The sequence below is a fragment of the Pseudooceanicola sediminis genome (assembly GCF_003575965.1).
Classification (GTDB): Bacteria; Pseudomonadota; Alphaproteobacteria; order Rhodobacterales; family Rhodobacteraceae; genus Pseudooceanicola; species Pseudooceanicola sediminis.
Genome location: NZ_QWJJ01000001.1, coordinates 342,191 through 362,787, shown reverse-complemented (window position 1 = coordinate 362,787; position 20,597 = coordinate 342,191). Strand labels below are relative to the sequence as shown.

Annotated in this window: 21 protein-coding genes; 10 read left to right on the top strand and 11 right to left on the bottom strand. The window is 64.6% G+C overall.

What is annotated here, in order from left to right:
- Positions 1–178: 178 nt before the first annotated feature.
- Both DL237_RS01645 and DL237_RS01640 read left to right on the top strand, forming a co-directional pair.
- The gene (locus DL237_RS01645) at positions 179–1,402 is read left to right on the top strand and encodes an RSP_2647 family RNA methyltransferase (protein ID WP_119397260.1); all 1,224 of its coding nucleotides are present in this window, start codon (positions 179–181) and stop codon (positions 1,400–1,402) included.
- A gap of 3 nt (positions 1,403–1,405) precedes the next feature.
- Complete coding sequence (locus tag DL237_RS01640; RefSeq protein ID WP_119397259.1) at positions 1,406–1,957, top strand: RSP_2648 family PIN domain-containing protein; 552 nt, start codon at positions 1,406–1,408, stop codon at positions 1,955–1,957.
- Positions 1,958–1,991: 34 nt separating this feature from the next.
- Here the strand turns inward: DL237_RS01640 and DL237_RS01635 are convergent, their stop codons facing one another.
- From DL237_RS01635 to DL237_RS01600, 9 genes are all read right to left on the bottom strand, one after another.
- The gene (locus DL237_RS01635) at positions 1,992–2,990 is read right to left on the bottom strand and encodes an LLM class flavin-dependent oxidoreductase (RefSeq protein WP_119397258.1); all 999 of its coding nucleotides are present in this window, start codon (positions 2,988–2,990) and stop codon (positions 1,992–1,994) included.
- Positions 2,991–3,001: 11 nt separating this feature from the next.
- Complete coding sequence (locus tag DL237_RS01630) at positions 3,002–3,691, bottom strand: M48 family metalloprotease (RefSeq protein WP_119397257.1); 690 nt, start codon at positions 3,689–3,691, stop codon at positions 3,002–3,004.
- Between the two features lie 159 nt (positions 3,692–3,850).
- Positions 3,851–4,279, bottom strand: coding sequence for an OsmC family protein (locus DL237_RS01625; protein WP_119397256.1), 429 nt, complete (start codon positions 4,277–4,279; stop codon positions 3,851–3,853).
- Positions 4,276–5,010 (bottom strand): DedA family protein, encoded by a 735-nt coding sequence (locus tag DL237_RS01620; protein WP_119397255.1) that lies wholly within the window; start codon positions 5,008–5,010, stop codon positions 4,276–4,278. Before DL237_RS01620 ends, DL237_RS01625 begins: the two co-directional genes overlap by 4 nt.
- Before the next feature lie 214 nt (positions 5,011–5,224).
- Positions 5,225–5,695 (bottom strand): hypothetical protein, encoded by a 471-nt coding sequence (locus DL237_RS20540; protein ID WP_158585573.1) that lies wholly within the window; start codon positions 5,693–5,695, stop codon positions 5,225–5,227.
- On the bottom strand, positions 5,692–6,876 hold the full coding sequence (locus tag DL237_RS01610) for a vWA domain-containing protein (protein ID WP_119397253.1): 1,185 nt from the start codon (positions 6,874–6,876) through the stop codon (positions 5,692–5,694). The genes DL237_RS20540 and DL237_RS01610 overlap by 4 nt, the downstream gene beginning before the upstream one ends.
- Positions 6,877–6,927: 51 nt before the next feature.
- Positions 6,928–7,095: a hypothetical protein gene (locus DL237_RS20695; RefSeq protein ID WP_199671898.1), complete on the bottom strand. Its 168-nt coding sequence runs from the start codon at positions 7,093–7,095 to the stop codon at positions 6,928–6,930.
- Between the two features lie 52 nt (positions 7,096–7,147).
- A complete protein-coding gene (locus DL237_RS01605) occupies positions 7,148–8,674 on the bottom strand; it encodes a DUF2927 domain-containing protein (protein ID WP_119397252.1) in 1,527 nt (508 codons plus the stop codon).
- 219 nt (positions 8,675–8,893) lie between these two features.
- The gene (locus DL237_RS01600; RefSeq protein ID WP_119397251.1) at positions 8,894–9,736 is read right to left on the bottom strand and encodes an AAA family ATPase; all 843 of its coding nucleotides are present in this window, start codon (positions 9,734–9,736) and stop codon (positions 8,894–8,896) included.
- 193 nt (positions 9,737–9,929) lie between these two features.
- Here DL237_RS01600 and dksA point away from each other — a divergent pair, with 193 nt between their 5' ends.
- Together dksA and DL237_RS01590 are read left to right on the top strand one after the other, a co-directional pair.
- A complete protein-coding gene (dksA, locus tag DL237_RS01595) occupies positions 9,930–10,352 on the top strand; it encodes an RNA polymerase-binding protein DksA (RefSeq protein WP_119397250.1) in 423 nt (140 codons plus the stop codon).
- 290 nt (positions 10,353–10,642) lie between these two features.
- Complete coding sequence (locus DL237_RS01590; protein WP_119397344.1) at positions 10,643–11,845, top strand: FAD-dependent monooxygenase; 1,203 nt, start codon at positions 10,643–10,645, stop codon at positions 11,843–11,845.
- Here DL237_RS01590 and xth read toward each other — a convergent pair.
- On the bottom strand, positions 11,822–12,631 hold the full coding sequence (gene xth, locus DL237_RS01585) for an exodeoxyribonuclease III (RefSeq protein ID WP_119397343.1): 810 nt from the start codon (positions 12,629–12,631) through the stop codon (positions 11,822–11,824). The two genes, DL237_RS01590 and xth, sit on opposite strands and share 24 nt — an antisense overlap.
- A gap of 476 nt (positions 12,632–13,107) precedes the next feature.
- Between xth and DL237_RS01580 the strand changes: the two genes are divergently transcribed.
- The 3 genes from DL237_RS01580 (at position 13,108) to DL237_RS01570 (ending at position 15,671) form a co-directional block, all read left to right on the top strand.
- On the top strand, positions 13,108–13,506 hold the full coding sequence (locus DL237_RS01580; RefSeq protein ID WP_147405303.1) for a DUF6749 family protein: 399 nt from the start codon (positions 13,108–13,110) through the stop codon (positions 13,504–13,506).
- Between the two features lie 83 nt (positions 13,507–13,589).
- A complete protein-coding gene (locus DL237_RS01575) occupies positions 13,590–14,681 on the top strand; it encodes a DUF6902 family protein (protein WP_119397248.1) in 1,092 nt (363 codons plus the stop codon).
- A gap of 21 nt (positions 14,682–14,702) precedes the next feature.
- The gene (locus DL237_RS01570) at positions 14,703–15,671 is read left to right on the top strand and encodes a DMT family transporter (protein ID WP_321185921.1); all 969 of its coding nucleotides are present in this window, start codon (positions 14,703–14,705) and stop codon (positions 15,669–15,671) included.
- 112 nt (positions 15,672–15,783) lie between these two features.
- Here the strand turns inward: DL237_RS01570 and DL237_RS01565 are convergent, their stop codons facing one another.
- Complete coding sequence (locus DL237_RS01565) at positions 15,784–16,101, bottom strand: HesB/IscA family protein (RefSeq protein ID WP_119397246.1); 318 nt, start codon at positions 16,099–16,101, stop codon at positions 15,784–15,786.
- An 88-nt stretch (positions 16,102–16,189) separates the two neighbouring features.
- On the opposite strand from DL237_RS01565, the gene DL237_RS01560 reads away from it, so the two are divergent.
- The 3 genes from DL237_RS01560 to DL237_RS01550 all read left to right on the top strand — a co-directional run bounded on the left by DL237_RS01560 (position 16,190) and on the right by DL237_RS01550 (position 20,554).
- Positions 16,190–17,398, top strand: coding sequence for a deoxyguanosinetriphosphate triphosphohydrolase (locus tag DL237_RS01560; protein ID WP_119397245.1), 1,209 nt, complete (start codon positions 16,190–16,192; stop codon positions 17,396–17,398).
- Positions 17,399–17,594: 196 nt separating this feature from the next.
- Positions 17,595–19,340, top strand: a complete 1,746-nt coding sequence (argS, locus tag DL237_RS01555) for an arginine--tRNA ligase (RefSeq protein ID WP_119397244.1) — start codon at positions 17,595–17,597, stop codon at positions 19,338–19,340.
- Between the two features lie 92 nt (positions 19,341–19,432).
- On the top strand, positions 19,433–20,554 hold the full coding sequence (locus DL237_RS01550) for an SPOR domain-containing protein (protein WP_119397243.1): 1,122 nt from the start codon (positions 19,433–19,435) through the stop codon (positions 20,552–20,554).
- Positions 20,555–20,597: the final 43 nt, after the last annotated feature.

The window sequence follows — 20,597 nt, the reverse complement described above, 5'->3', positions numbered from 1 at the left end:
GCGGCCGAATGACCGGCATTTCGTCGCTTTGGGCGCGCAGGACGGGGCGTTGGTCCGGCCGGGGCCTGCGCCGGAAAGGTATCGGGTGCGCTGCTCCGGGGGAGCTACTTGTTGGATTTGCGCGACGCCTTGCGCGTGCCGGCTTCCCCCGGATCGGGGAAGTCGCTAGGAGAGGGGAATGCAATCACATGACACCCTTCCCGCCACCGATCCTGCGACCCTGCCAACCGTGCGCATGAAGCCAAAGACGGATGCCCGCCGCATCCGCCACGGCTTTCCCTGGGTCTATGGCAACGAACTTGTCACCGATCGGCGCACCAAGGCGCTGACGCCCGGCGCGCTGGCCATTCTCGAGGATGAGAACCGGACGCCGCTGGCACTGGTCACCGTCAACCCCGAAAGCCGGATCATGGCGCGGGTGCTGGACGCCGTCGATGGTGGCCCGGTCGACCAGGCCTGGTTTGCGGCACGCTTTGCCAAGGCGCTGAGCTTGCGCGAGCGCCTGTTCGACGCGCCCTTCTACCGCCTGATCCATGCCGAGGCCGATGGCCTGCCTGGTGTCATCATCGACCGTTTCGGCGATACTGCCGTGGTTCAGCCCAATGCCGCCTGGGCCGAGGCCCTGATCGAACCGCTGTGCGCCGCGCTGGTCGAGGTCACGGGCGTGACCTGCGTGCTGAAAAGCGCCTCGGGGCGCGCGCGCAGCCTGGAAGGGCTGGATGACGTGTCGGGCGTGTTGCTGGGCACCGCACCCGAGGGGCCGGTGCCGGTCGAGATGAACGGCGCAACCTACATGGCCGACCTGATGGGCGGTCAAAAGACCGGCCTGTTCTACGACCAGCGTCCCAACCATGCCTTTGCGGCCCGCCTGGCCAGGGGCGCGCGGGTGCTGGACCTGTTTTCGCATGTCGGGGGCTTCGGGCTGGCCTGCCTGGCGAACGGTGCGACGTCCGCGCTGGCGGTCGACGGATCCGCCCCGGCGCTTGAGCTGGCCGAGCAGGGCGCGGCGGCCATGGGCGCCTCGGCGCGTTTTTCCACCCGTCAGGGCGATGCTTTCGAGACGTTGGAGGCGCTGGCCGAAGAGGGCGCGCAATTTGACGTGGTCATCTGCGATCCGCCCGCCTTTGCCCCGGCGCGTCAGTCGCTCGAGGCGGGCTTGCGGGCCTATGAACGGCTGGCAAAGCTGGCCGCGCCGCTGGTGGCACCGGGCGGATACCTTGGGTTGTGCTCCTGCTCTCATGCTGCGGACCTGGCCAAGTTCCGCACGGCCTGCATCCGGGGTATCGGGCGCGCGGGTCGCGACTCGGCCTTGCTGCACACGGGCTTTGCCGGGGCGGATCACCCGATGCACCCGCACCTGGCGGAAAGCGGCTATCTCAAGGCGCTGTTCTTTCGGGTCTGAGGCATGAAGGCGCTTCTCGATGCCTGCGTCCTGTATCCGACGGTGATGCGTGAAATGCTGTTGGGCGCGGCCGGGCAGGGGATGTTCACCCCTGTCTGGTCCGATCGCATTCTGGAGGAATGGGCGCGGGCCGCCGCCAAGCTGGGGGACGAGGGCGAGGCGCAGGCCCGCGCCGAAGTGGCGATGACGCGTGTCGCCTTTCCCAAGGCCGAGGTGCGGTTTCCCGCGGAGCTGGTAAAGCGCCTGTGGCTGCCCGATCCGGGTGATCTGCATGTGCTGGCAGCGGCGATTGCCAGTTCCGCCGATGCCATCGTGACCGTCAACGCAAAGGATTTCCCGCGCCATATCCTGGCGGAAGAGGGGCTGAGCCGCGCCGACCCCGACGCGCTGCTGGTCGGATTTGCCGAGGCCAGCCCTGCCGCGATGATCCCCGTCGCGACCCGCGTTCTGGCGCAGGCCCGCGCCATGTCGGATCCGGGCTGGCGCATACGGGCACTGATGCGCAAGGCGCGGCTGCCGCGCCTTGGCAAGGCCCTTGAGGGGCTCGGCGTCTGACACCGCCCGCAAATGGGCGGGCGGCGCGGGCGGCTCAGCTTGCCTCGTGGCCAAGCGCCTGCAGTTGCTCGGCGGCGATCTGAAAGCTCTTGATCCGTTTGGCATTGTCGTGGATCTGACCGGCGATGATGACCTCGTCCGGGCGGAAACGGTCGATCAGGTCTGCCAGTTGCCGACGCACCGTCTCGGGCGCGCCCGTGGCGGAAACAGACCCCGCCTGATTGACGCCAGCCAGAATATGCGCCGGCACCAGGTCTTCGATATTGTCGACCGGTCGCGGCAACTTGCTGGGCATACCGGTGCGCAGGCGGACGAAGGCCTGCTGCATGGAGGAGCGCAGATAGGCGCCCTCGGCGTCCGTATCCCCGGCGTAGACGTTCAACGCCATCATGAAATAGGGGGCCTCGCAGACCTCTGAGGGACGAAAGCTGCGGCGATAGATTTCGGAGGCCTGTTCCAACGCATCGGGCGCGAAATGCGACGCAAACGCATAGGGCAGACCCGCCTGCGCGGCCAGTTGCGCACCATAGAGGGAACTGCCGAGGATCCAGACCGGCACCTTTGTGCCCTCGCCCGGATAGGCATGCACGCGCTGGCCGTCGACGGGGTCGTCCAGATAGGCCATCAGTTCGCCCACATCGCGGGGAAAGGTATCCTGCTGGCCCATGTGGCGGCGCAGGGCGCGGGCGGTTTCCTGATCCGTGCCCGGTGCGCGCCCCAGCCCCAGATCGATACGGCCGGGGTAGAGCGAGGCAAGCGTGCCGAATTGTTCGGCAATCACCAGCGGCGAATGGTTCGGCAACATGATGCCGCCGGATCCGACGCGGATGCGGCTGGTGGCCCCCGCGATATGCCCGATCATCACGGCCGTGGCGGAGGAGGCAATGCCGGGCATGTTGTGGTGTTCCGCCAGCCAGTGCCGGTGGTATCCTGCGGCCTCGGCGGCCTGCGCCAGCGCCACGGAATTTGCCATCGCCTCGGCGGTGGTGCTGCCCTCGGGGACGGGGGCAAGATCCAATAGGGAGTATTTCATCTGGGGTCCTTTCAGTCGCGCGCGTTCCAGCCCTTGTCGAGGGCCCGGATGGCGGCAATTCGTTCGGCGGTGGCCGGGTGGCTGTGCAGCCAGGCGGTGCTTTGTGCGCCGCGTGCGCCTGACAGTGCTTCGAGCTTGGTAAACAGGCTGATCTGCGGGCCGACACCGATCCCGGCCTTGCTGAGCAGGGCAGCGGCATAGGCATCGGCTTCGTATTCATCCTTGCGGGACAGTTTTGCAGTCAGCAGCGACATGGCGGCATTGACGAGCATCGGTCCGACAAAGGGAATGAACCGTCCGATCACCATCGTCAGCCCCATGCGCAGGGCGTTCTGGCCGGAAAAGTCGATCATGCGGCGGCGCGAATGACCAAGGGCGACATGCCCCAGCTCATGCGCGATGACGCTGGCCAGTTCCTCGGCCGTGACCTGGCCCTGGCGGTAGGCATTGTAGAAACCGCGGGTCAGGAAAATCCGCCCATCCGGCGCTGCCAGCCCGTTGATTGCGGGAATTTCGTAGAGATTGACGCGAATGCGGGGCAGGTCCAGCGCCTGTGCCATCTGCCTGGTCAGGGCATGCAGGCGGGGGTCTGCCAGCTCGCTCGATTTTTCGTCCAGCTCCCGTTTCAGGCGCCACGTGGAAAACCGCCAGGCGACAAGCCCGTAGATCAGCGCCAGCAAAAGGGGGGTGAACTTCAGCATAGCACGGATATGTGCCGTCTTGTGCGGCTGTGCAAGCGATGGCAGCCGGGAAACGTCGCGGCAGAGCAGGCGCGGGGCAGTGCAGGCAAAGACAAAGGGCCGCCGACAGTGCAGTAGGCGACCCTTTTTGAGGTGTTAACGCTATTTAGAGCGCGGAATTTACGCCAATTTTGCCGTCAGCGTGATTTCGGCGCCGGTCAGAAGTTTCGACACCGGGCAATTTTCCTTGGCGGTTTTTGCGACCTCCTGGAACACTTCCTCGGTCGCGCCGGGGATCTTGGCCGTCAGGTCCAGATGAATCTTGGTGATCGCGAAACCGCCATCCTGTTGTTCCATCATCACCGTCGCCGTGGTGGCGATATCCTCGGCCACCAGATCCTTGTCGCCAAGGATATTGGACAGCGCCATCGAGAAGCATCCGGCGTGGGCCGCGCCGATCAGTTCTTCGGGGTTGGTCCCCTTGCCGTCCTCAAAGCGGGTGTTGAAGCCGTAAGGCTGGTCGCTCAATGCGCCGGATTGGGTCGAGACATACCCTTTGCCGTCTTTCAGACCGCCGCTCCATTTTGCCGAGCCTGTTTTCTTGATCATGGGTCCGTCCTTTCCTTGAATGACTTGTCCCGACCCAACGATCCAGCCTGCGGGGAAGTTCCTGCCTGCGTCCCGTCGCGCGCGCCATTGTGATCGGTGACATCGGGGGCGTGGCCTGGCAGGGCATCGCCACTGCTGCGCTGGCGATTGCGATGAGTGCGCCACAGCCAGTATCCAAGCCCCGCCGCCGCCGTCAGCGCCGTCAGCAGACCCGTCAGATCGGATGCGATCCGCAAGACGGCCTCAAGGTGGGCCTCGGCGACGTAGCCCAGCCCGAGATAGAGCGAGACCCAGATCAGTTCGCCCAGCAGGATGAAGGGCGTGAATTTCAACAAGGGCATCTGCGCCGCGCCTGCCGCAAAGTTTACATAAGGCCCGAGGGGCGACAGGGGAAACCGCGACAACAGCACCGCCAGGCCGCCGCGCCGGATCAGGAAGCCGCGCGCGTCGTCCATCGTTGCGGCGGCGCGCTTGCCCGGTTTCAGGCGGCGTCGCAGGGCCCCCTGAAGGCCGCGCCCCAGCATCAGCCCGATGTGGTCACCGATGATTGCACCGGCAAAGGCGGCCGCCACCAGCACGGCAAACGGCAGGTCGCCCGCTGCCGCCAGTGCCCCGGCGCCCAGCATGATCAATGACGCCGGCACCGGCAGGGCAAGGCAGCTGGCCAGCGTCGCGGCAAATACCAGCGGCGCGCCGTAACTGGCCAGCAGCTCCATCAGTTCTTCGTTCATGCGGCGGCCCTTCTGCTCAGCGGGCGGCGGGACGACACGTAAGACGGGAACAGGCAAGACGGCGACGGGCAAGACTGGGACAGGCAAGACTGGGACGGGCAAGACGGGGACAGGCAAGGGGTCGGCACGGCATCCCGCAGCATCGGACAGGGCGCGGCATAGCGCAGGGCATCGGGCACGGCTGCACGCCGGGCAGGGGACAGCACAACGGGCATCAGTCCGCCGTGCCCGTCGATTGTGGCGCGTGCTCCGCTTCGGACGGCAGGTTTATGGTGCTGCCCGTGGCCGGATTGGCCAGCTTCCATTCCAGAAGCCAGATGTTGAGGCGGGTCAACAGCTCGTCCTCGCTCATTCCCTGGCGTTCCGCGATTTCGGACAGGGTCAGCGCGTGATCGGGACGGGCGCGATAGCTGAGAAACCGATAAACCTGGGGGCGTGGCACGTGCCAGGCGTGCGCCACGAAGGCGGGAGTCATCCAGGCTTCGGGCACCGGATTGCGCCAGTCGCCGTCGCGATAGTGCATCGAAAACAGCATAAGGCGCAGCGCGAACAGCACCACCAGCACCATGGCTGCCAGAAAGGCGATCGTGCCAAGCCTGTGATCATGCCACATGTGCCGCAGGAAACCGCCGAATGTGCTGTCGGGGGGCGGGCCGTCTGATACCCGGCCTTCGGGGTCGCTCACCGTGTCAGCTCGCGCATGCCGGCCTCAAGGCCCTGAAGCGTCATCGGCACCATGCGATTTTCGAAGATCTGCGAGATCATGCCGATTGAGTGGGTGTAGCCCCAGTATTTCTGCGGCACCGGATTGATCCACAGATGATCGGGCCATTGTGCCCGCGCCCGCTCCAGCCAGGTCTGGCCCGCCTCGGGGTTCCAGTGTTCGTTCGCACCACCGGGGTGGGCGATTTCATAGGGGCTCATCGATGCGTCACCGACAAAGATGCACTTGTAGTCGCTGCCATAGGTGCGCAGCACGTCCCATGTCGGCATCTGCGCATCCCAGCGGCGGCGGTTGTCCTTCCAGACGCCTTCGTACAGGCAGTTGTGGAAATAGAAATGCTCCAGGTGCTTGAATTCGCTGCGCGCGGCGCTGAACAGCTCCTCGACCACCTTGATATGCGGATCCATGCTGCCGCCCACATCAAGAAACAACAGCACCTTGACCGCATTGCGCCGCTCGGGCCGGGTCACCACGTCAAGATAGCCATGTTCGGCCGTGGCGCGGATCGTGCCGTCCAGGTCCAGCTCCTCGTGTGCGCCATCGCGGGCCCATTTGCGCAGCCGTTTCAGCGCCACCTTGATATTGCGCGTGCCCAATTCGACCTGATCGTCGAAATTGCGGAATTCGCGCTTGTCCCACACTTTCACGGCGCGCTGGTGGCGGGCCTTTTCCTGCCCGATCCGCACACCCTCGGGGTTGTAGCCATCGGCGCCAAAGGGCGAGGTGCCCCCCGTGCCGACCCATTTGTTGCCACCCTGATGGCGGCCTTTCTGCTCTTCAAGCCGCTTTTTCAGCGTCTCCATCAAGGCCTCGAAACCGCCGAGCGCCTCGATCTCGGCCTTTTCTTCCTCGCTCAGATGCTTTTCCGCCATCGAGCGAAGCCAGTCGCCGGGGATCTCGACCTTGTCCAGCACCTGGTCGAAAGTGATCTGCTCCAACCCTTCAAAACTGGCGGCAAAGGCGCGGTCGAACCGGTCGATGTTACGTTCGTCCTTCACCATGCTGGCGCGGGCAAGGTAATAGAACCCCTCGGCGTCATAGGTGACCAGATTGGCCTTCAGCGCTTCCAGAAAGGTCAGGTATTCGCGCAGCGACACGGGCACGGCATGGGCGCGCAAGGCCTCGAAAAACGAAATGAACATGCTGGTTACGATCCTGTCTCAGGGGTCTTTTCGCAGGGTCGCGGTGCTGCCTCAGCCAATCATGCGATTCAGGATGACAGTCGCGAACAATCCGATGATTGCGAACAGCATCGCATGAACCGCCGCGTATTGCCAAATGTCCTTGGCATTGCCGCCGCGCTTGCGCGCCCGTACGGCCCCGAAAATGGCGCCCAGAACCAGACCTGCCAAAATGAACATCGCACACCCTTCGCGTTTTGCCGTGGCGATCCCCGGTCGTGCCGGCCGATGGTCAGCCCGCCCCCGGTTCCGATGTCGTGTCGGGGGGCAGATCGGCCACGTCCTGAAGCTTGGCCAGGATCGCCCAAGTTGGGCCAAAGCCGTATCTTGCCCAGCCCAGACTGTCCAGCCGGGCAGCCCGCGCCAGATCGTCCCGGCCCTGCATCGCATGGGCCTCAGCCTGTAGCATCAGAACCTGCGCCAGCAGCGATGCGTTTTGGTTGGCCTCTGCCAGGGCGGGCAGATCCTGCAACAGCGCCAGGCAAGCCTGTGCATCGCCGCGTCGCAACGCGTCGCGGGCCAGCGCCACGCCGGTTTGTGCCGCGTACAGGCGTGTTGCCGGGGTGGCGGAATACACGGCATGGGCGCGGCGCATATGGGCCAGCGCCGCGTTCGGATCACGCGCCTCGAGCAACCGGCCCAGGATATATTCGGAAAAGCCCATCCGATGATCGCGCCAGCCCTGTTGCCCGGCAATCGCCAGCGCAGCCTGAGCACCGCGCAACCGCGCCGCGGGGGAACCGCCCGCACCCAAGGCCTGTTGGACGGCGGCGCGCCATTCCGGCGTGGTCTGCGGCAGGGGGGTGGGTGTCAAACGCTGGCCTTCGGGGTTCAGGCGCGCCAGCAGCGCGGGCAACTGGGCGGCGACCTGAGCCTTGGTCATGCCGCTGTGCAGTTCGGGGGCGTAGGTGATGCGCAGCACCAGCATGTCGAAACCGGTCAGCACGGAATGGACGTTGTCGTCGTTGAAGATGCTGTCGTTCAGGCGAAACAGGTCGTTCAGCGGGCCAAGCGCCTGCGCCAGTTCCTCGTGCATGCAATCGCGGGTTTCCTGCGGCGCGGCGTCGTTGGGCACGAAGATCGCAAGCTGGCTGCGGGTGGTCAGCTTGGCCCAGTCCGACCGATCCTGCCGCCGCGCGCCGTGAAATTCGCTCAGATTGCGGATACCGGGGATCACGAAGCAGGCCGCATCGGGCAATTCGCCGCGGATATCGTCGCCGCTGACGGGTTGAATGGTGATCATGTTTACCGGAGCCGTGCCGCCGCCGGTCCCGGTGGCTCCGGTGGCGGGCGGCGGGCCTGACGCGTCGGGCGCGCTGCCGGTGCCTTTGCCGGCCTCGGAGGCGCTGTCGGGTGCGGTGGGGGGCGCTGTGGGGGCCAGGGCGATGTCGATGCCGGCCTCGTCCTGCAAACGGCTGATCAGCGCGGTCAGATCACGCATCATGCCCGGCGGTGTCGCGCCCTGAACCGTCACGCGCACCGGCCCTTCGAACCGCGTCAGAACGGGCAGGGCCCGGCCGGATTCAAGTTGAAACGTCAGGTCCAGGAAATCACGCGCCAGATCGGCATTGGCGATATGGGGCGCCTCGGGCACATAGACGCCGAAATGACGGACCGGCGGCAGTTGCGGCCGCATCGAATGGGTCGTCGGACCGGGGGCCTTGTCGGGTGCCGGCGGTGTCGGCGCCGGCGCACAGGCCGCCAGCAACAGCCCCGCACCCAACGCCATCCGGCGAAACGCTCCGGCACCGCAGGTCATTCAGGCCACACCCGTGCAAAGGTTGGAACAGGGGCGGTGCCGGTCATCCGAAGTCATCCTCTTGCCGCTGAACGGGCGCGGCGCCCGGCATACAGAAAATACGGAACGGGCGGAACAGGCAAGGCCCCGCCGCCCCTGATCGGCGAAGCCACGCGCAGGGGGCGCACGGACTGGACTGGCACAGCACGCTGGCACAAGGGTCAGGCGCAGCGGCTGGGATCAGCGCCGCTGGCCCCGCGCCATGAAGGCCAGGCGTTCGAACAGATGCACGTCCTGTTCGTTTTTCAACAGCGCACCATGCAGTTTCGGCAGCGCATTTGCCCCGTCGCGCTTGAGGTCCTCGGCGCTCATGTCCTCGGCCAGCAGCAGCTTCAGCCAATCCAGGACTTCGCTGGTCGATGGCTTTTTCTTCAGGCCCGAGGTTTCGCGCAGCTCAAAGAACTGCGTCAGCGCGGCGGTCAGCAGCTGCGGTTTGATACCCGGATGGTGCACCTCGACGATCTGCTTCATCGTCTCCATGTCGGGAAAGCGGATATAGTGGAAAAAGCAGCGCCGCAGAAAGGCGTCCGGCAGTTCCTTTTCGTTGTTCGACGTGATGATGACGATGGGACGCACACGTGCGGCAATGGTCTCTCCCGTCTCGTAGACATGGAATTCCATCCGGTCCAGTTCCTGCAACAGGTCGTTGGGGAATTCGATATCGGCCTTGTCGACCTCGTCGATCAGCAGAACCACCTTGCGGTCGGCCTCGAACGCCTGCCACAGCTTGCCCCGGCGGATGTAATTGGCCACGTCATGCACGCGCGCCTCGCCCAGCTGACTGTCCCGCAAGCGGCTTACAGCGTCGTATTCATACAGGCCCTGTTGCGCTTTCGTGGTGGATTTTATGTTCCACTCGATCATCTCCAGGCCCAAAGATTGGGCAACCTGACGGGCCAGCTCGGTCTTGCCGGTGCCCGGTTCGCCCTTGACCAGCAGGGGACGCTCCAGTGTTACCGCCGCGTTCACCGCGACCTTAAGGTCTTCTGTCGCAACATAAGTTTCCGTGCCGTCGAAATGCATTGAGTCATCGCCCCTGATCGCGCCAATTCCGCGGAACGATAAAGTTTTCCGCAGTTTGGTGCAATGCAAAGTGGTTAACTGGATTTCTGTAGTGACAACCATATGCGAACAGTTTAAGTCCCCGCAGCAGGGGACCCTGTTGCCCGGAATTGCGTATCGCGCCCCGGGCTTAGGACTAGTTTGGGAGCCGCTGATGAAAGCTGAATCTTTCCTTGAAGACGATTATCGTCCGGCTGAGGGCGAGCCGTTCATGAACGAGCGTCAGCTCGAATATTTCCGCCGCAAATTGCTTTCCTGGCGCGAAGATCTGCTGGCCGACAGCCGCGACACTGTTGAAGGTCTGCAGGAAAATACCCGGAACATTCCGGATGTTGCCGACCGTGCCAGCGAAGAAACCGACCGCGCACTGGAACTGCGCACCCGTGATCGCCAGCGCAAGCTGGTGTCGAAAATCGACGCGGCCCTGCGCCGCATCGAAGAGGGTGAATATGGCTATTGCGAAGTGACCGGTGAGCCGATCAGCCTGAAACGGCTCGACGCGCGCCCCATCGCCACGATGAGCCTTGAGGCACAGGAACGTCATGAGCGGCGCGAGCGCGTGCACCGCGACGACTGACCGGCTGCATCGGGGATCTGATCGGGGATTTGGCCGAGCGATCGCGCCCCGAACAACGCGGTCCATGCCTGCGCCGCGCAGGGCGTAAGCGACGTTCGGCGTCGGCTGACAGGCGTGGAGGAGACGACGCCGGGGCCTGACATCAATGTGATACGGGATTTGACGACGCCGGGGCCCAGCCTCGGCGTTGTCGCTTGCAAAGCGGCCGTCTGACGGGCCATATCACGGCGCTTTCGAATTGCATCGACCTGTATGCGAATCCCGATACCTTTGCGCGACAGGAGACGTCCTTGGCCTTGCGAGATCTCAAGATAGCTGTGATCGGCGCCGGAATCGGTGGCCTCGCGGCTGCGCGGGCGCTGGCGCTGCGGGGGGCCGACGTCACCATCCTGGAACAGGCCGGCGCCATCCGAGAGGTCGGGGCGGGGCTTCAGATCAGCCCGAACGGCGCTGCCGTGTTGCGCGGGCTTGGCCTGGACGTGGCGCAGATCGGACAGGCGGGCAGGGCGCTGAATTTGCTGGACTATCGCGGACGCAGCGCGTTGCGCATGGACCTGACGCCGCGGGACGGTGCGCCGGGATACTATTTCTGTCATCGGGCCGATGTTATCTCTGCGCTGGCGGAATCCGCGCGCCAGGCAGGGGTGCGCATCCGGCTGCTGCAATGTGTCGACACGGTCGATGTCAGCGATACCCCGGAAATCCGCACCTGCACCCAGACCCGCATTCGTCCCGATCTCGTGGTCGGGGCCGATGGTCTTCATTCGCGTTTGCGCGCAGCGCTTCTGGGCGAGGCGCAGGCGAGATTTTCCGGTCAGGTTGCCTGGCGTGCGGTTGTGCCTGTGCCCGCCAACCGTCCCGGGCCACCGTCCGAGGCGCGTCTGTTCATGGGGCCGGGGCGCCACCTGGTGACCTATCCGCTGCGCGGCGGCCGGGCCCAGAACATCGTGGCGGTCGAGGAACGGCGCGAATGGGCGCCCGACAGCTGGTCACACCAGGATGATCCAAAGGCGCTGCGCCGTGCCTTCGCGGGGTTCTGCCCCGAGGTGAAAGATCTGCTGGGGCGCGTAACCACCGTCAACCTCTGGGGGTTGCACAGCCACCCCATCGCCCCGGAATGGCACCGCGATCATTGCGTCCTGCTGGGGGATGCGGCGCATCCGACACTGCCGTTTCTGGCGCAGGGCGCGAACATGGCGCTGGAAGACGCCTGGGTGCTGGCCGCGGCGCTCGACACGGCCGACACCGTTCCCGACGGGTTGGCCCAGTACCAGGCCCTGCGCAAGGCACGCGTGACCCGTGCGATCACCGCCGCCAATCGCAACGCCTGGAAATATCACCTGCGCTTTGCCCCGCTGCGCGCCGTGGCGCACAGCGTGCTGCGCCTGTCGGATCGCGTGGCGCCGTCCTTCATGAAACACCAGTTCGACTGGCTGTATGATCATGACGTCACGGGCGGCGAAACCCTGTCAGAGATCGATGTCCGCCCATAGCGGCACGTGATCCGATGGCTTCTCGCGGCCGCGGATCTCGGAATCGATGCCGCATTCCGTCACCAGGTCGGCGCATTGCGGTGTCATCAGCATATGGTCGATACGGATGCCGTCGTTCTTGTTCCAGGCGCCGGCCTGATAATCCCAGAATGTATAATGGCCCGGTGCCGCATTCCGGGTGCGAAAGATCTCGGTAAAGCCCAGGTTCAGCACCCGGCGATACGCAGCACGGCTTTCGGGGCGAAACAGGGCGTCGTCGCGCCATTTCGCAGGGTTGGCGGCATCTTCTTCCTGCGGGATGATGTTGTAATCCCCCAGCATCACCGCCGGTTCCTCGGCGGCCAGCAAAGCGGCGGCGCGGTCGCGCAGGCGGTCCATCCAGCCCAGCTTGTAGGCGTACTTGCCACCCTCCACAGGCTGCCCGTCGGGGGTCAGCTCGACCGGGTTGCCGTTGGGCAGGTAGAGCCCGCAAATCCGCAATGCGGCCTTGTCGCCGACCACGGTTGCCTCGATCCAGCGGGCCTGTTCATCGGCGTCATCACCGGGCAGGCCGCGCGTGACGTCCTCCAGCGGCAGTTTCGACAGGATCGCAACGCCATTGAAACTTTTCTGGCCGTGGGTTTCGACCTGATAGCCGCGATCCTCGAACAGCTCGCGGGGAAAGCCCTCGTCGACGGACTTGATCTCCTGCAACACCACGACATCGGGCTGCGCCTCGTCCAGCCAGTCACACAGGGCCTGTGCCCGCGCCTTGATTCCGTTGATGTTGAACGTGGCGAGTTTCATGCCGGGCAGCCCTTTTTCCTGGTCCATCGTGGCGGTCGCGGTCCGGCCGACGGCCTGGGCCGGGCCCGGCCCGTGCCGGTGTCAGGGCCGTTCTAGACCATTTCAAACGCCGATGCGCCCCCGGATTTTCACGCCCGACCGCTGTTCCCTGGGGTCGAATCGTCCGGGTTTCGTCCGCAAAGGCGACTCATTTCGACCGAGGAGTCGCCGCAGTTGCACGAATCATGCTCGTTCAGGGCCGAGTGTTCGCTTTGTGTTCTCGCTGTGTAGCATTTTGCAAAGGTGGGAAATCATAATTGTGTCAAGAATGTGTTAAGAATTCGGAAGCAATCCCGTGCGCGTCAAAGCTCATGTGGTCGGTTTTTTCTTGACACGTTAAAATTGAATTTTCGTTTTGACGAAATCGCTGTGCGTGCACAGCGTTGGTCATCGCCAAACAAAATCGAAAACCATTGACCACATACCGGGAGACGACCATGACCGCTATTCGTAAATCCATGTTCCAAAACGATATTTCCAAATCCATTGCTGATACCATGCTGGACGGCGAGGGCCTTGAGATGTTCTCCTCCGGCTCTGCTCCCACCCTTTCCAACAGCCTTCTGGGCGGTGACGGCCTTTCGATGTTTTCCTCCGGCTCCGCTCCGCTGACCACCGCCACGCTTTCCGGCGACGCGGTCGAGGCGTTCTCCTCCGGCTCCGCCCCTGTGACCACCGCCGCGCTCTCCGGCGACGCGGTCGAGGCGTTTTCCTCCGGCTCCGCCCCTGTGACGGCGGGTGCCGAAACCGGTGCCTTCTCCTCCGGTTCTGCGCCGGTTGGCGCGACGGACGCCCAGATGGGCGATGCGGTGCACAGCTTCTCTTCGGGTAGCTGATCGCACGCCAGATGCGCCCGGGTCGCGGTGGGGCATGTCCCCGCCGCGCCGCCCGGATCCGCCCAGACGGATAGGAGAATCCCATGTCCAACCCCGCTTCGAACGTTGTGCAGCTGTCCTTCCCCAGCCGTGCCCAGACGCGCGGCGCCCGCCGCGCGACCCTGCTGCGGGGCTTTGCCAAGGGCCGTCGCGACGAAGGCGACGTCTACTGGCTCAAGGAAAATGCCGAAGTCCTGAACATCTTCGAATGCACGGGGCAGAGCCTGCCCGACGATGCGCTCAGCGCCCACCAGGACCTCTATGACTCCATCGAAAAACGTCTCGGGTTCTTTCCGCAATATTACCGCTTTTTTCTCTCGATCTGCCTCGACCTCGAAGATCTCGGGATGCCCGGGTCAAAGGGGCAGGCGCTGGTTGATTGGGCACTCATGCAGGATCTTCCGGCGGCGGAACTGTCGGACCTGCAACGCGCAGAGGCCCGCCGCCTGATGCTGCGCCGAGGCCGCGACCCCTATTTCGGCTCCGACGATCTGACCGAAAGACTGCATGCTTTCATATCCCGGCCCGCCACTTTCGTGATGCCGAACAAGAAAGCCGCCTATGAATTGACCCATACGCTGTTCTACCTGAGCGAGTATGGCCGAAAAATTCCGCAATTGCCGGAGCGCACCAAAGAAAGCCTTAACTTTGCCGGAACTCTGGCATATCTTGATTGTAATGCAGACCTTTTGGCCGAAATCTGTGTCGCGATGCGTCACGCTGGCCTCGTTCCTCCACAACTGTGGGAGGATTGGTTGGTGGGCGAAACACACGGCTTTGCCGTCGACAGGGGAGAGGGAGGTCCGGCGCAAGACGATTACCACGAATACCTCGTGAGCAATTGGGCGCTGGCCACAGCTGGCCATGACGCATTTCCCCACAAGATCCCAGAGGGCAGCGCGCGGTTTCATGCGCGTGCGGACCGCGCCGGGCCGCTGCGTCTCATGTCGCAATGCCTGCTGTCGCTGGACGGCGCGCGCAGCGGCGACTGGCATCACATGCGCGACCGGATGTTCCAGGCCCTGGGGGATGACGACCAGATCCTCCACCTTCAGTCGGCCGAAGAATCCTGCACTGATTTCAATGACTTTTTCGCGGGATTTGCCCGCACCAACATGGTCCTGAGGGCCTCATGACGTGACTGCGGGGAAACGGGTGTGACAGCAGAAATGGCGCGACGGGCGACCCTGTTCGGGGTGGCGATGGTTCTGATCTACACGGCGCTGATTTCGTCCGCCGATGCGATCACCAAGTTCATTGCAGGCGGCTATGCCGCGCCCCAGCTCTATGCCATCTCGGGGGGGCTTGTTGCGCTGTTCTGCCTTCTGGCCGAGTCGCTGTCGAACCGCAGCGGCCTCGTCGCGGCGGTGCGCACCACCCAGGTGCCGGCCATGGCGGTGCGTTCCATCGCCACGGTGATCGCCGCCACCTGCTTCTTCTACGCATTCAAGCTGCTGCCCTTTGCCGAGGTCTTTGTCTTCGTCGGGCTGATGCCGATCTTCGCCGGTCTGATGTCGGGCCCGATCCTGCGGGAAAAGGTCAGCCTTGCGGTGTGGATCTCGCTTGCGGCGGGGTTCGTCGGGGTCATCTGCCTGTTTCCCGGCGGCATCCATTCCATTTCGGCCGGCCACCTGATTGCCCTGTCCGCCTCCTTGTCCGGGACCACCTCGATGGTGATGGCCCGCTATATCGGGCGCCACGAAACCAACGCGCTGGCGCAGGTTTTCTGGCCGAACGTCACGATCATGCTGGTGATGGGGTGTGCCTTGCCCTTTGTCTACAAGCCGATGCCGCTGATCGATGTCGGCTGGGCCGCCGCCTATGCCGGGTTCCTGTTTCTGGCCCGCTGGGTGCTGGTGGTGGCGCTGCGCCAGATGGCGGCCTATGTCGTGACGCCGCTGATGAACCTGCAATTCGTCTGGATGGTGATCCTGGGGGCGCTGTTCTTCGGTGAAATCCCGGGGGCGCATATCTATCTGGGCGTCACCTTCGTGATGGGGTCGGGCCTCTACCTGATCTATGAACAATTCGCCCGCAGCACGATTGTCCAACAGGACGCGGTGCGCGTCATGACCGGATCGCTCAAGGCGTCACCGGCCCCCGCCACGGGCACCCCCGCCGAATAGGCCGCCGTCGGTCGGGGCCACGCCGCACGGTGCGCCAGGCAGGATACCTCACGCCAGAGATGAAAAAGGCCGCCCCTCGGGCGGCCCGTCTTTCGCGCTCACGCGGGTCAGGCTACATCGAAAACGATGTGCCGCAGCCGCAGGACGACGTGGCGTTCGGGTTCTCGATCACGAAACGCGCGCCGATCAGCTCTTCGGTGAAATCGATCACGGCACCGGACAGAAAGGGCAGGGACACGCTGTCCACGATCACTTTCTGGCCCTGACCTTCCAGCACCAGATCATCCTCGGCAATATCGTCCAGCTTGATGTCGTACTGAAAGCCGGAACACCCGCCGCCCTCGACGGCAACGCGCAGCGCTTGGGCGCCGGGCGCGATCTCGGCCAGGCGGGCAAAGGCGCGGTCAGTGACTTTCGGTGGCAAATTCATCGCATGTACTCCTGACATTTTGCATGTCGTTCCCAGCCAATATAAGGACAATGGCAAAAGGCGACAAGAAGCCGAAGGGACCAAACACATGCGCGCGATCTATGCCTCCGACCCCGCCCAGTCGCGGGGCAGGCTCTATCCCGAAGACGAAAGCCATTTTCGCTCGTGTTTCCAGCGCGATCGAGATCGGATCATCCACGCCTCGGCGTTTCGCCGCCTGAAACACAAGACACAGGTCTTTATCGAACACGAAGGCGATTATTTCCGCACCCGCCTGACCCATTCGATCGAGGTGGCGCAAGTGGCGCGCACCATCGCAGGCGCGCTGAACCTGAACGATGAACTGACCGAGGCGGTCGCCCTGGCCCATGACCTCGGGCATCCGCCCTTCGGTCACACGGGCGAAGATGCGCTGGCGGCGTTGATGAAACCCTACGGCGGCTTCGATCACAACGCCCAGGCAATCCGCATCGTCACCGCGCTGGAACGCCACTATGCCGAATGGGACGGCCTCAACCTGACGTGGGAAACCCTCGAAGGCATCGCCAAGCACAACGGACCGGTCACGGGGGACATTCCCTTTGCGCTGGCCGATTACAACCGCAGGCACGATCTGGAACTGCACACCCACGCAAGCGCGGAGGCGCAGGTTGCCGCGCTGTCCGATGACATCGCCTACAACAACCACGACCTGCACGACGGTTTGCGGGCCGAGCTGTTCTCGACCGATGAACTGGCCGAGCTGCCGATCCTGCGCGATTGCTTCGCCCGCGTCGATCAGCTCTATCCCGGCCTCAACTACTACCGCCGCCGGCACGAGGCGCTGCGCCGCTTCTTCGGCATCCTGGTCGAGGACGTGATCGAGGTGTCGCGGGCGAATATCGCGGCGCTCAACCCGCAGAGCGTGACCGACATCCGGCTTGCGGGCCGCATGATGGTGCAGTTTTCGCCCGCCGTCTGGGCCGACCTCAAGCAAATCCGCGAATTCCTGTTCCATCGCATGTATCGCGCGCCCGAGGTCGTCGAGATGCGCAAGAAAGTCACCCGCATCGTGCAGGAGCTGTTTCCCCTGTTTATGCAGCGCCCCGAGGTGCTGCCAAAGCAATGGCGCCGCGATATCGAAGATATCGGCGATGACAAGGTCGCCCTGGCGCGGCTGGTCGGTGACTATATCTCGGGCATGACCGACCGTTTCGCCATTGTCGAACACGCCCGTCTGATGGGGCACGATCCCGAGCCGGGGCTGCGTGCCTCTGGCCCCGGTCATATCCGCTACGCCGACCGGGTCGAGGAGTAGGCCTGAGTGGTGCCGCACCGTGCGCGCGGCACCACTCAGGCCACATCGGGGCAGGCGGGGTGACACCCGCGCCTCGGAAGGGGGGGGGGCAAGACGGCCTCCTCCATTGACCTTCGATACCGCAATGATAAACCCGGCCGGAACGTGTCGAGCCTGCCGGACCTCTCCGGCCCGCCCGAAATCTCAGGAAAGCGCCATGAACCTCTTTACCGATATCCGCAGCCTCGTTCTGGACAGCCTCGCCGCCATGCAGGCCGCAGGCGATCTGCCCGGGGGGCTTTCCTTCGACAACGTCACGGTCGAGCCGCCGCGCGACGCGGCCCATGGCGACATGGCCACCAATGCCGCGATGGTGCTGGCCAAACCCGCCGCGCTCAAGCCGCGCGACATCGCCGAGGCGCTGGCCACCCGGCTTGCCGCCGATGACCGCATCGCGCTGGCCGAGGTCGCGGGCCCGGGCTTTCTCAACCTGCGGCTGGCCAATCCTCTTTGGCAGGGCGTCGTCAGGGCGGCGCTGAACGACGGCACCGCTTACGGGCGCTCCGACATGGGGCAGGGCGCAAAGGTAAACGTCGAATATGTTTCGGCAAATCCTACCGGCCCGTTGCATGTCGGCCACACTCGCGGCGCCGTCTTCGGCGATGCCCTGGCCTCGTTGCTGGCCTACGCGGGCTACGACGTGACGCGTGAATACTATATCAACGACGGCGGTGCGCAGGTCGATGTCCTCGCCCGCTCCGTCTATCTGCGCTACCTCGAAGCACACGGCCAGGAGGTCGCGTTCGAGGATGGCACCTATCCCGGTGACTATCTGATCGAGGTGGGAGAGGCGCTCAAGGCCAAGGTGGGCGACGCTTATGTCGATCAACCCGAATCCGTCTGGCTGGCCGATGTGCGCACCTTCGGAACCGAGGCGATGATGGCCCTGATCCGGTCCGACCTGGCGCTGCTCGGGGTCAAGATGGACGTCTTCTTCTCCGAAAAATCGCTCTATGGCACCGGGCGCATCGAGGCGGCCATCGATTCCCTGCGCGCCAAGGGGCTGATCTATCGCGGCACCCTGGAGCCGCCCAAGGGCAAGCTGCCGGAAGATTGGGAACCCCGCGAACAGACCCTGTTCAAGTCCACCGAGCATGGCGATGACGTGGATCGCCCGATCCAGAAATCCGACGGCGACTGGACCTATTTCGCGCCTGACATCGCCTATCATTATGACAAGGTTTCCAGGGGCTTCGACGCCCTTATTGATGTGTTTGGCGCGGATCACGGCGGCTATGTCAAACGCATGAAGGCGGCCGTTTCCGCGCTTTCGGGCGGCACCGTGCCGCTCGATATCAAGCTCTGCCAACTGGTCAAACTGTTCAAGAACGGCGAGCCGTTCAAGATGTCCAAGCGTGCCGGCACCTTCATCATGCTGCGCGATCTGGTCGAACAGGTTGGCCCTGACGTGACCCGTTTCGTCATGCTGACGCGCAAGAACGACGCCCCGCTGGATTTCGATTTCGACAAGGTGATGGAACAGTCGCGCGACAACCCGGTGTTCTACGTTCAATACGCCCATGCCCGCGTCTGCTCGGCGCTGCGTCGCGCGGACGAGGCAGGGATCGCCACCGACGATGCCACGCTGGCCGCCGCCGATCTGTCCGCCATGACGCATGAGTCCGAGCTGGCGGTTGCGCGCAAACTTGCCGAATGGCCGCGCCACGTCGAGCTGGCCGCGCGCACCAACGAACCGCACCGCATCGCCTTTTTCCTCTATGAACTGGCGTCGGATCTGCACGGTCTCTACAATCGCGGCAACGAAGAACACCAGTTGCGCTTCGTCCAGGAAGACGCCCCCGAGGTGTCTCAGGCAAAATTGGCGCTGGCGCGTGCCGTGGCCGTTGTCATTTCCGCAGGTCTTGGTATCCTTGGCGTCACTCCGGCGGAAGAAATGCGATAACGCAGCGCGCCGGGGCCCGAGCAGGCAATAATTCCGTTCGCGAACCGTGACACGACAAGACCGGGCGTCAAAGCCCCGGCGTGCGAGGCAGTATGGCAGACTTTCAGGCAGACGGGCATTTTGCGCCCGTCAATTACGGCACCCGTTCCAATCGCGGCCAGGGCTATGGCCACAACCAGGGCCACAACCAAGGCCAGTACCCGCGTGGTCAGGCCCAGCCCTACGACAACGGCCAGCCCTACGGCAACAGCCAGCCCTACGGCTATGGCCCCGACGATGAGGGCGGCTATGACGCCGGGTCCTACGATCATCCCCCCCACGATCACGGCGCCGATCTGCGCGATGGCGCCTCCTTTGGCACCATGTTCACCTGGGTCGGCGGCGTCGTCTCGCTGGCGCTGGTCGCGGGCATCGGCCTCTGGGGCTACCAGATGGTCATGCGCGACGTCAGCGGTGTGCCCGTGGTGCGCGCCATGACGGGCGAGGTGCGGCGCGTGCCCACCGACGCCGGGGGCCAGACCGCCGATTTCCTTGGCCTGTCGGTCAATCACGTCGCCGCCGCGAAAGAGGCCGCCTCGGCCCCGGATCAGGTCACCCTGGCCCCGAATGGCATCGCCCTGGGCGACGACGCCCTTACCGAAGAGGAACTGGCCGCGCGTTCGGCCATCCCCGCCAGTGCCACCATGTCGCTGGACGGCGCGGTGCTCGATACCGGCGAAACCGACGGCACCGGCCAGGACGCCGCCGCCATCGCGCGCCTGCGTGCCGACGGCGAAGGGACCAGCCAGGGGGCGAGCGACGACCGCGCCGAGGCCTCCGGCACCACCATTCGACCGCGCGCGCGCCCGGCCAGCCTGACCGCGCTGGCCAGCGTCGTTCAGGCCTCGGCCTCCTCCGCCGATATCGTGGCCTCGGCGCCGCCGGCGGAAACCGTGACCAACATTGCCGCCGACGCCGTGCCCCCCGGCACCCAGCTCGCCCAGCTCGGCGCCTTTGCCTCCGAGGATGTCGCCCTGTCCGAATGGACCCGCCTGTCCAAGCAGTTCGACATCTACCTCGCCGGCAAGGCCCGCGTGATCCAAAAGGCCGAAACCGGTGGGCGCACCTTCTATCGCCTGCGCGCCATGGGCTTTGCGGATCTGTCCGACACCCGCCGTTTCTGCGCAGCACTGGTGGCCGACAAGGCCGATTGCATCCCCGTCCTGACCAAGTAACCGCGACCCGCGCCCGCCCTTCGGGGATGGGCGCGGCGGCCCC

Coding starts and splice junctions, on each gene's coding strand:
- DL237_RS01600 (WP_119397251.1), bottom strand. CDS start 9,736: ATGCATTTCGACGGCACGGAAACTTATGTTGCGACAGAAGACCTTAAG.
- DL237_RS01625 (WP_119397256.1), bottom strand. CDS start 4,279: ATGATCAAGAAAACAGGCTCGGCAAAATGGAGCGGCGGTCTGAAAGAC.
- DL237_RS01580 (WP_147405303.1), top strand. CDS start 13,108: ATGACCGCTATTCGTAAATCCATGTTCCAAAACGATATTTCCAAATCC.
- DL237_RS01565 (WP_119397246.1), bottom strand. CDS start 16,101: ATGAATTTGCCACCGAAAGTCACTGACCGCGCCTTTGCCCGCCTGGCC.
- DL237_RS01605 (WP_119397252.1), bottom strand. CDS start 8,674: ATGACCTGCGGTGCCGGAGCGTTTCGCCGGATGGCGTTGGGTGCGGGG.
- argS (WP_119397244.1), top strand. CDS start 17,595: ATGAACCTCTTTACCGATATCCGCAGCCTCGTTCTGGACAGCCTCGCC.
- xth (WP_119397343.1), bottom strand. CDS start 12,631: ATGAAACTCGCCACGTTCAACATCAACGGAATCAAGGCGCGGGCACAG.
- DL237_RS01560 (WP_119397245.1), top strand. CDS start 16,190: ATGCGCGCGATCTATGCCTCCGACCCCGCCCAGTCGCGGGGCAGGCTC.
- DL237_RS01635 (WP_119397258.1), bottom strand. CDS start 2,990: ATGAAATACTCCCTATTGGATCTTGCCCCCGTCCCCGAGGGCAGCACC.
- DL237_RS01620 (WP_119397255.1), bottom strand. CDS start 5,010: ATGAACGAAGAACTGATGGAGCTGCTGGCCAGTTACGGCGCGCCGCTG.
- DL237_RS01575 (WP_119397248.1), top strand. CDS start 13,590: ATGTCCAACCCCGCTTCGAACGTTGTGCAGCTGTCCTTCCCCAGCCGT.
- DL237_RS01645 (WP_119397260.1), top strand. CDS start 179: ATGCAATCACATGACACCCTTCCCGCCACCGATCCTGCGACCCTGCCA.
- DL237_RS01640 (WP_119397259.1), top strand. CDS start 1,406: ATGAAGGCGCTTCTCGATGCCTGCGTCCTGTATCCGACGGTGATGCGT.
- DL237_RS01610 (WP_119397253.1), bottom strand. CDS start 6,876: ATGTTCATTTCGTTTTTCGAGGCCTTGCGCGCCCATGCCGTGCCCGTG.
- DL237_RS01550 (WP_119397243.1), top strand. CDS start 19,433: ATGGCAGACTTTCAGGCAGACGGGCATTTTGCGCCCGTCAATTACGGC.
- DL237_RS20695 (WP_199671898.1), bottom strand. CDS start 7,095: ATGTTCATTTTGGCAGGTCTGGTTCTGGGCGCCATTTTCGGGGCCGTA.
- dksA (WP_119397250.1), top strand. CDS start 9,930: ATGAAAGCTGAATCTTTCCTTGAAGACGATTATCGTCCGGCTGAGGGC.
- DL237_RS01630 (WP_119397257.1), bottom strand. CDS start 3,691: ATGCTGAAGTTCACCCCCCTTTTGCTGGCGCTGATCTACGGGCTTGTC.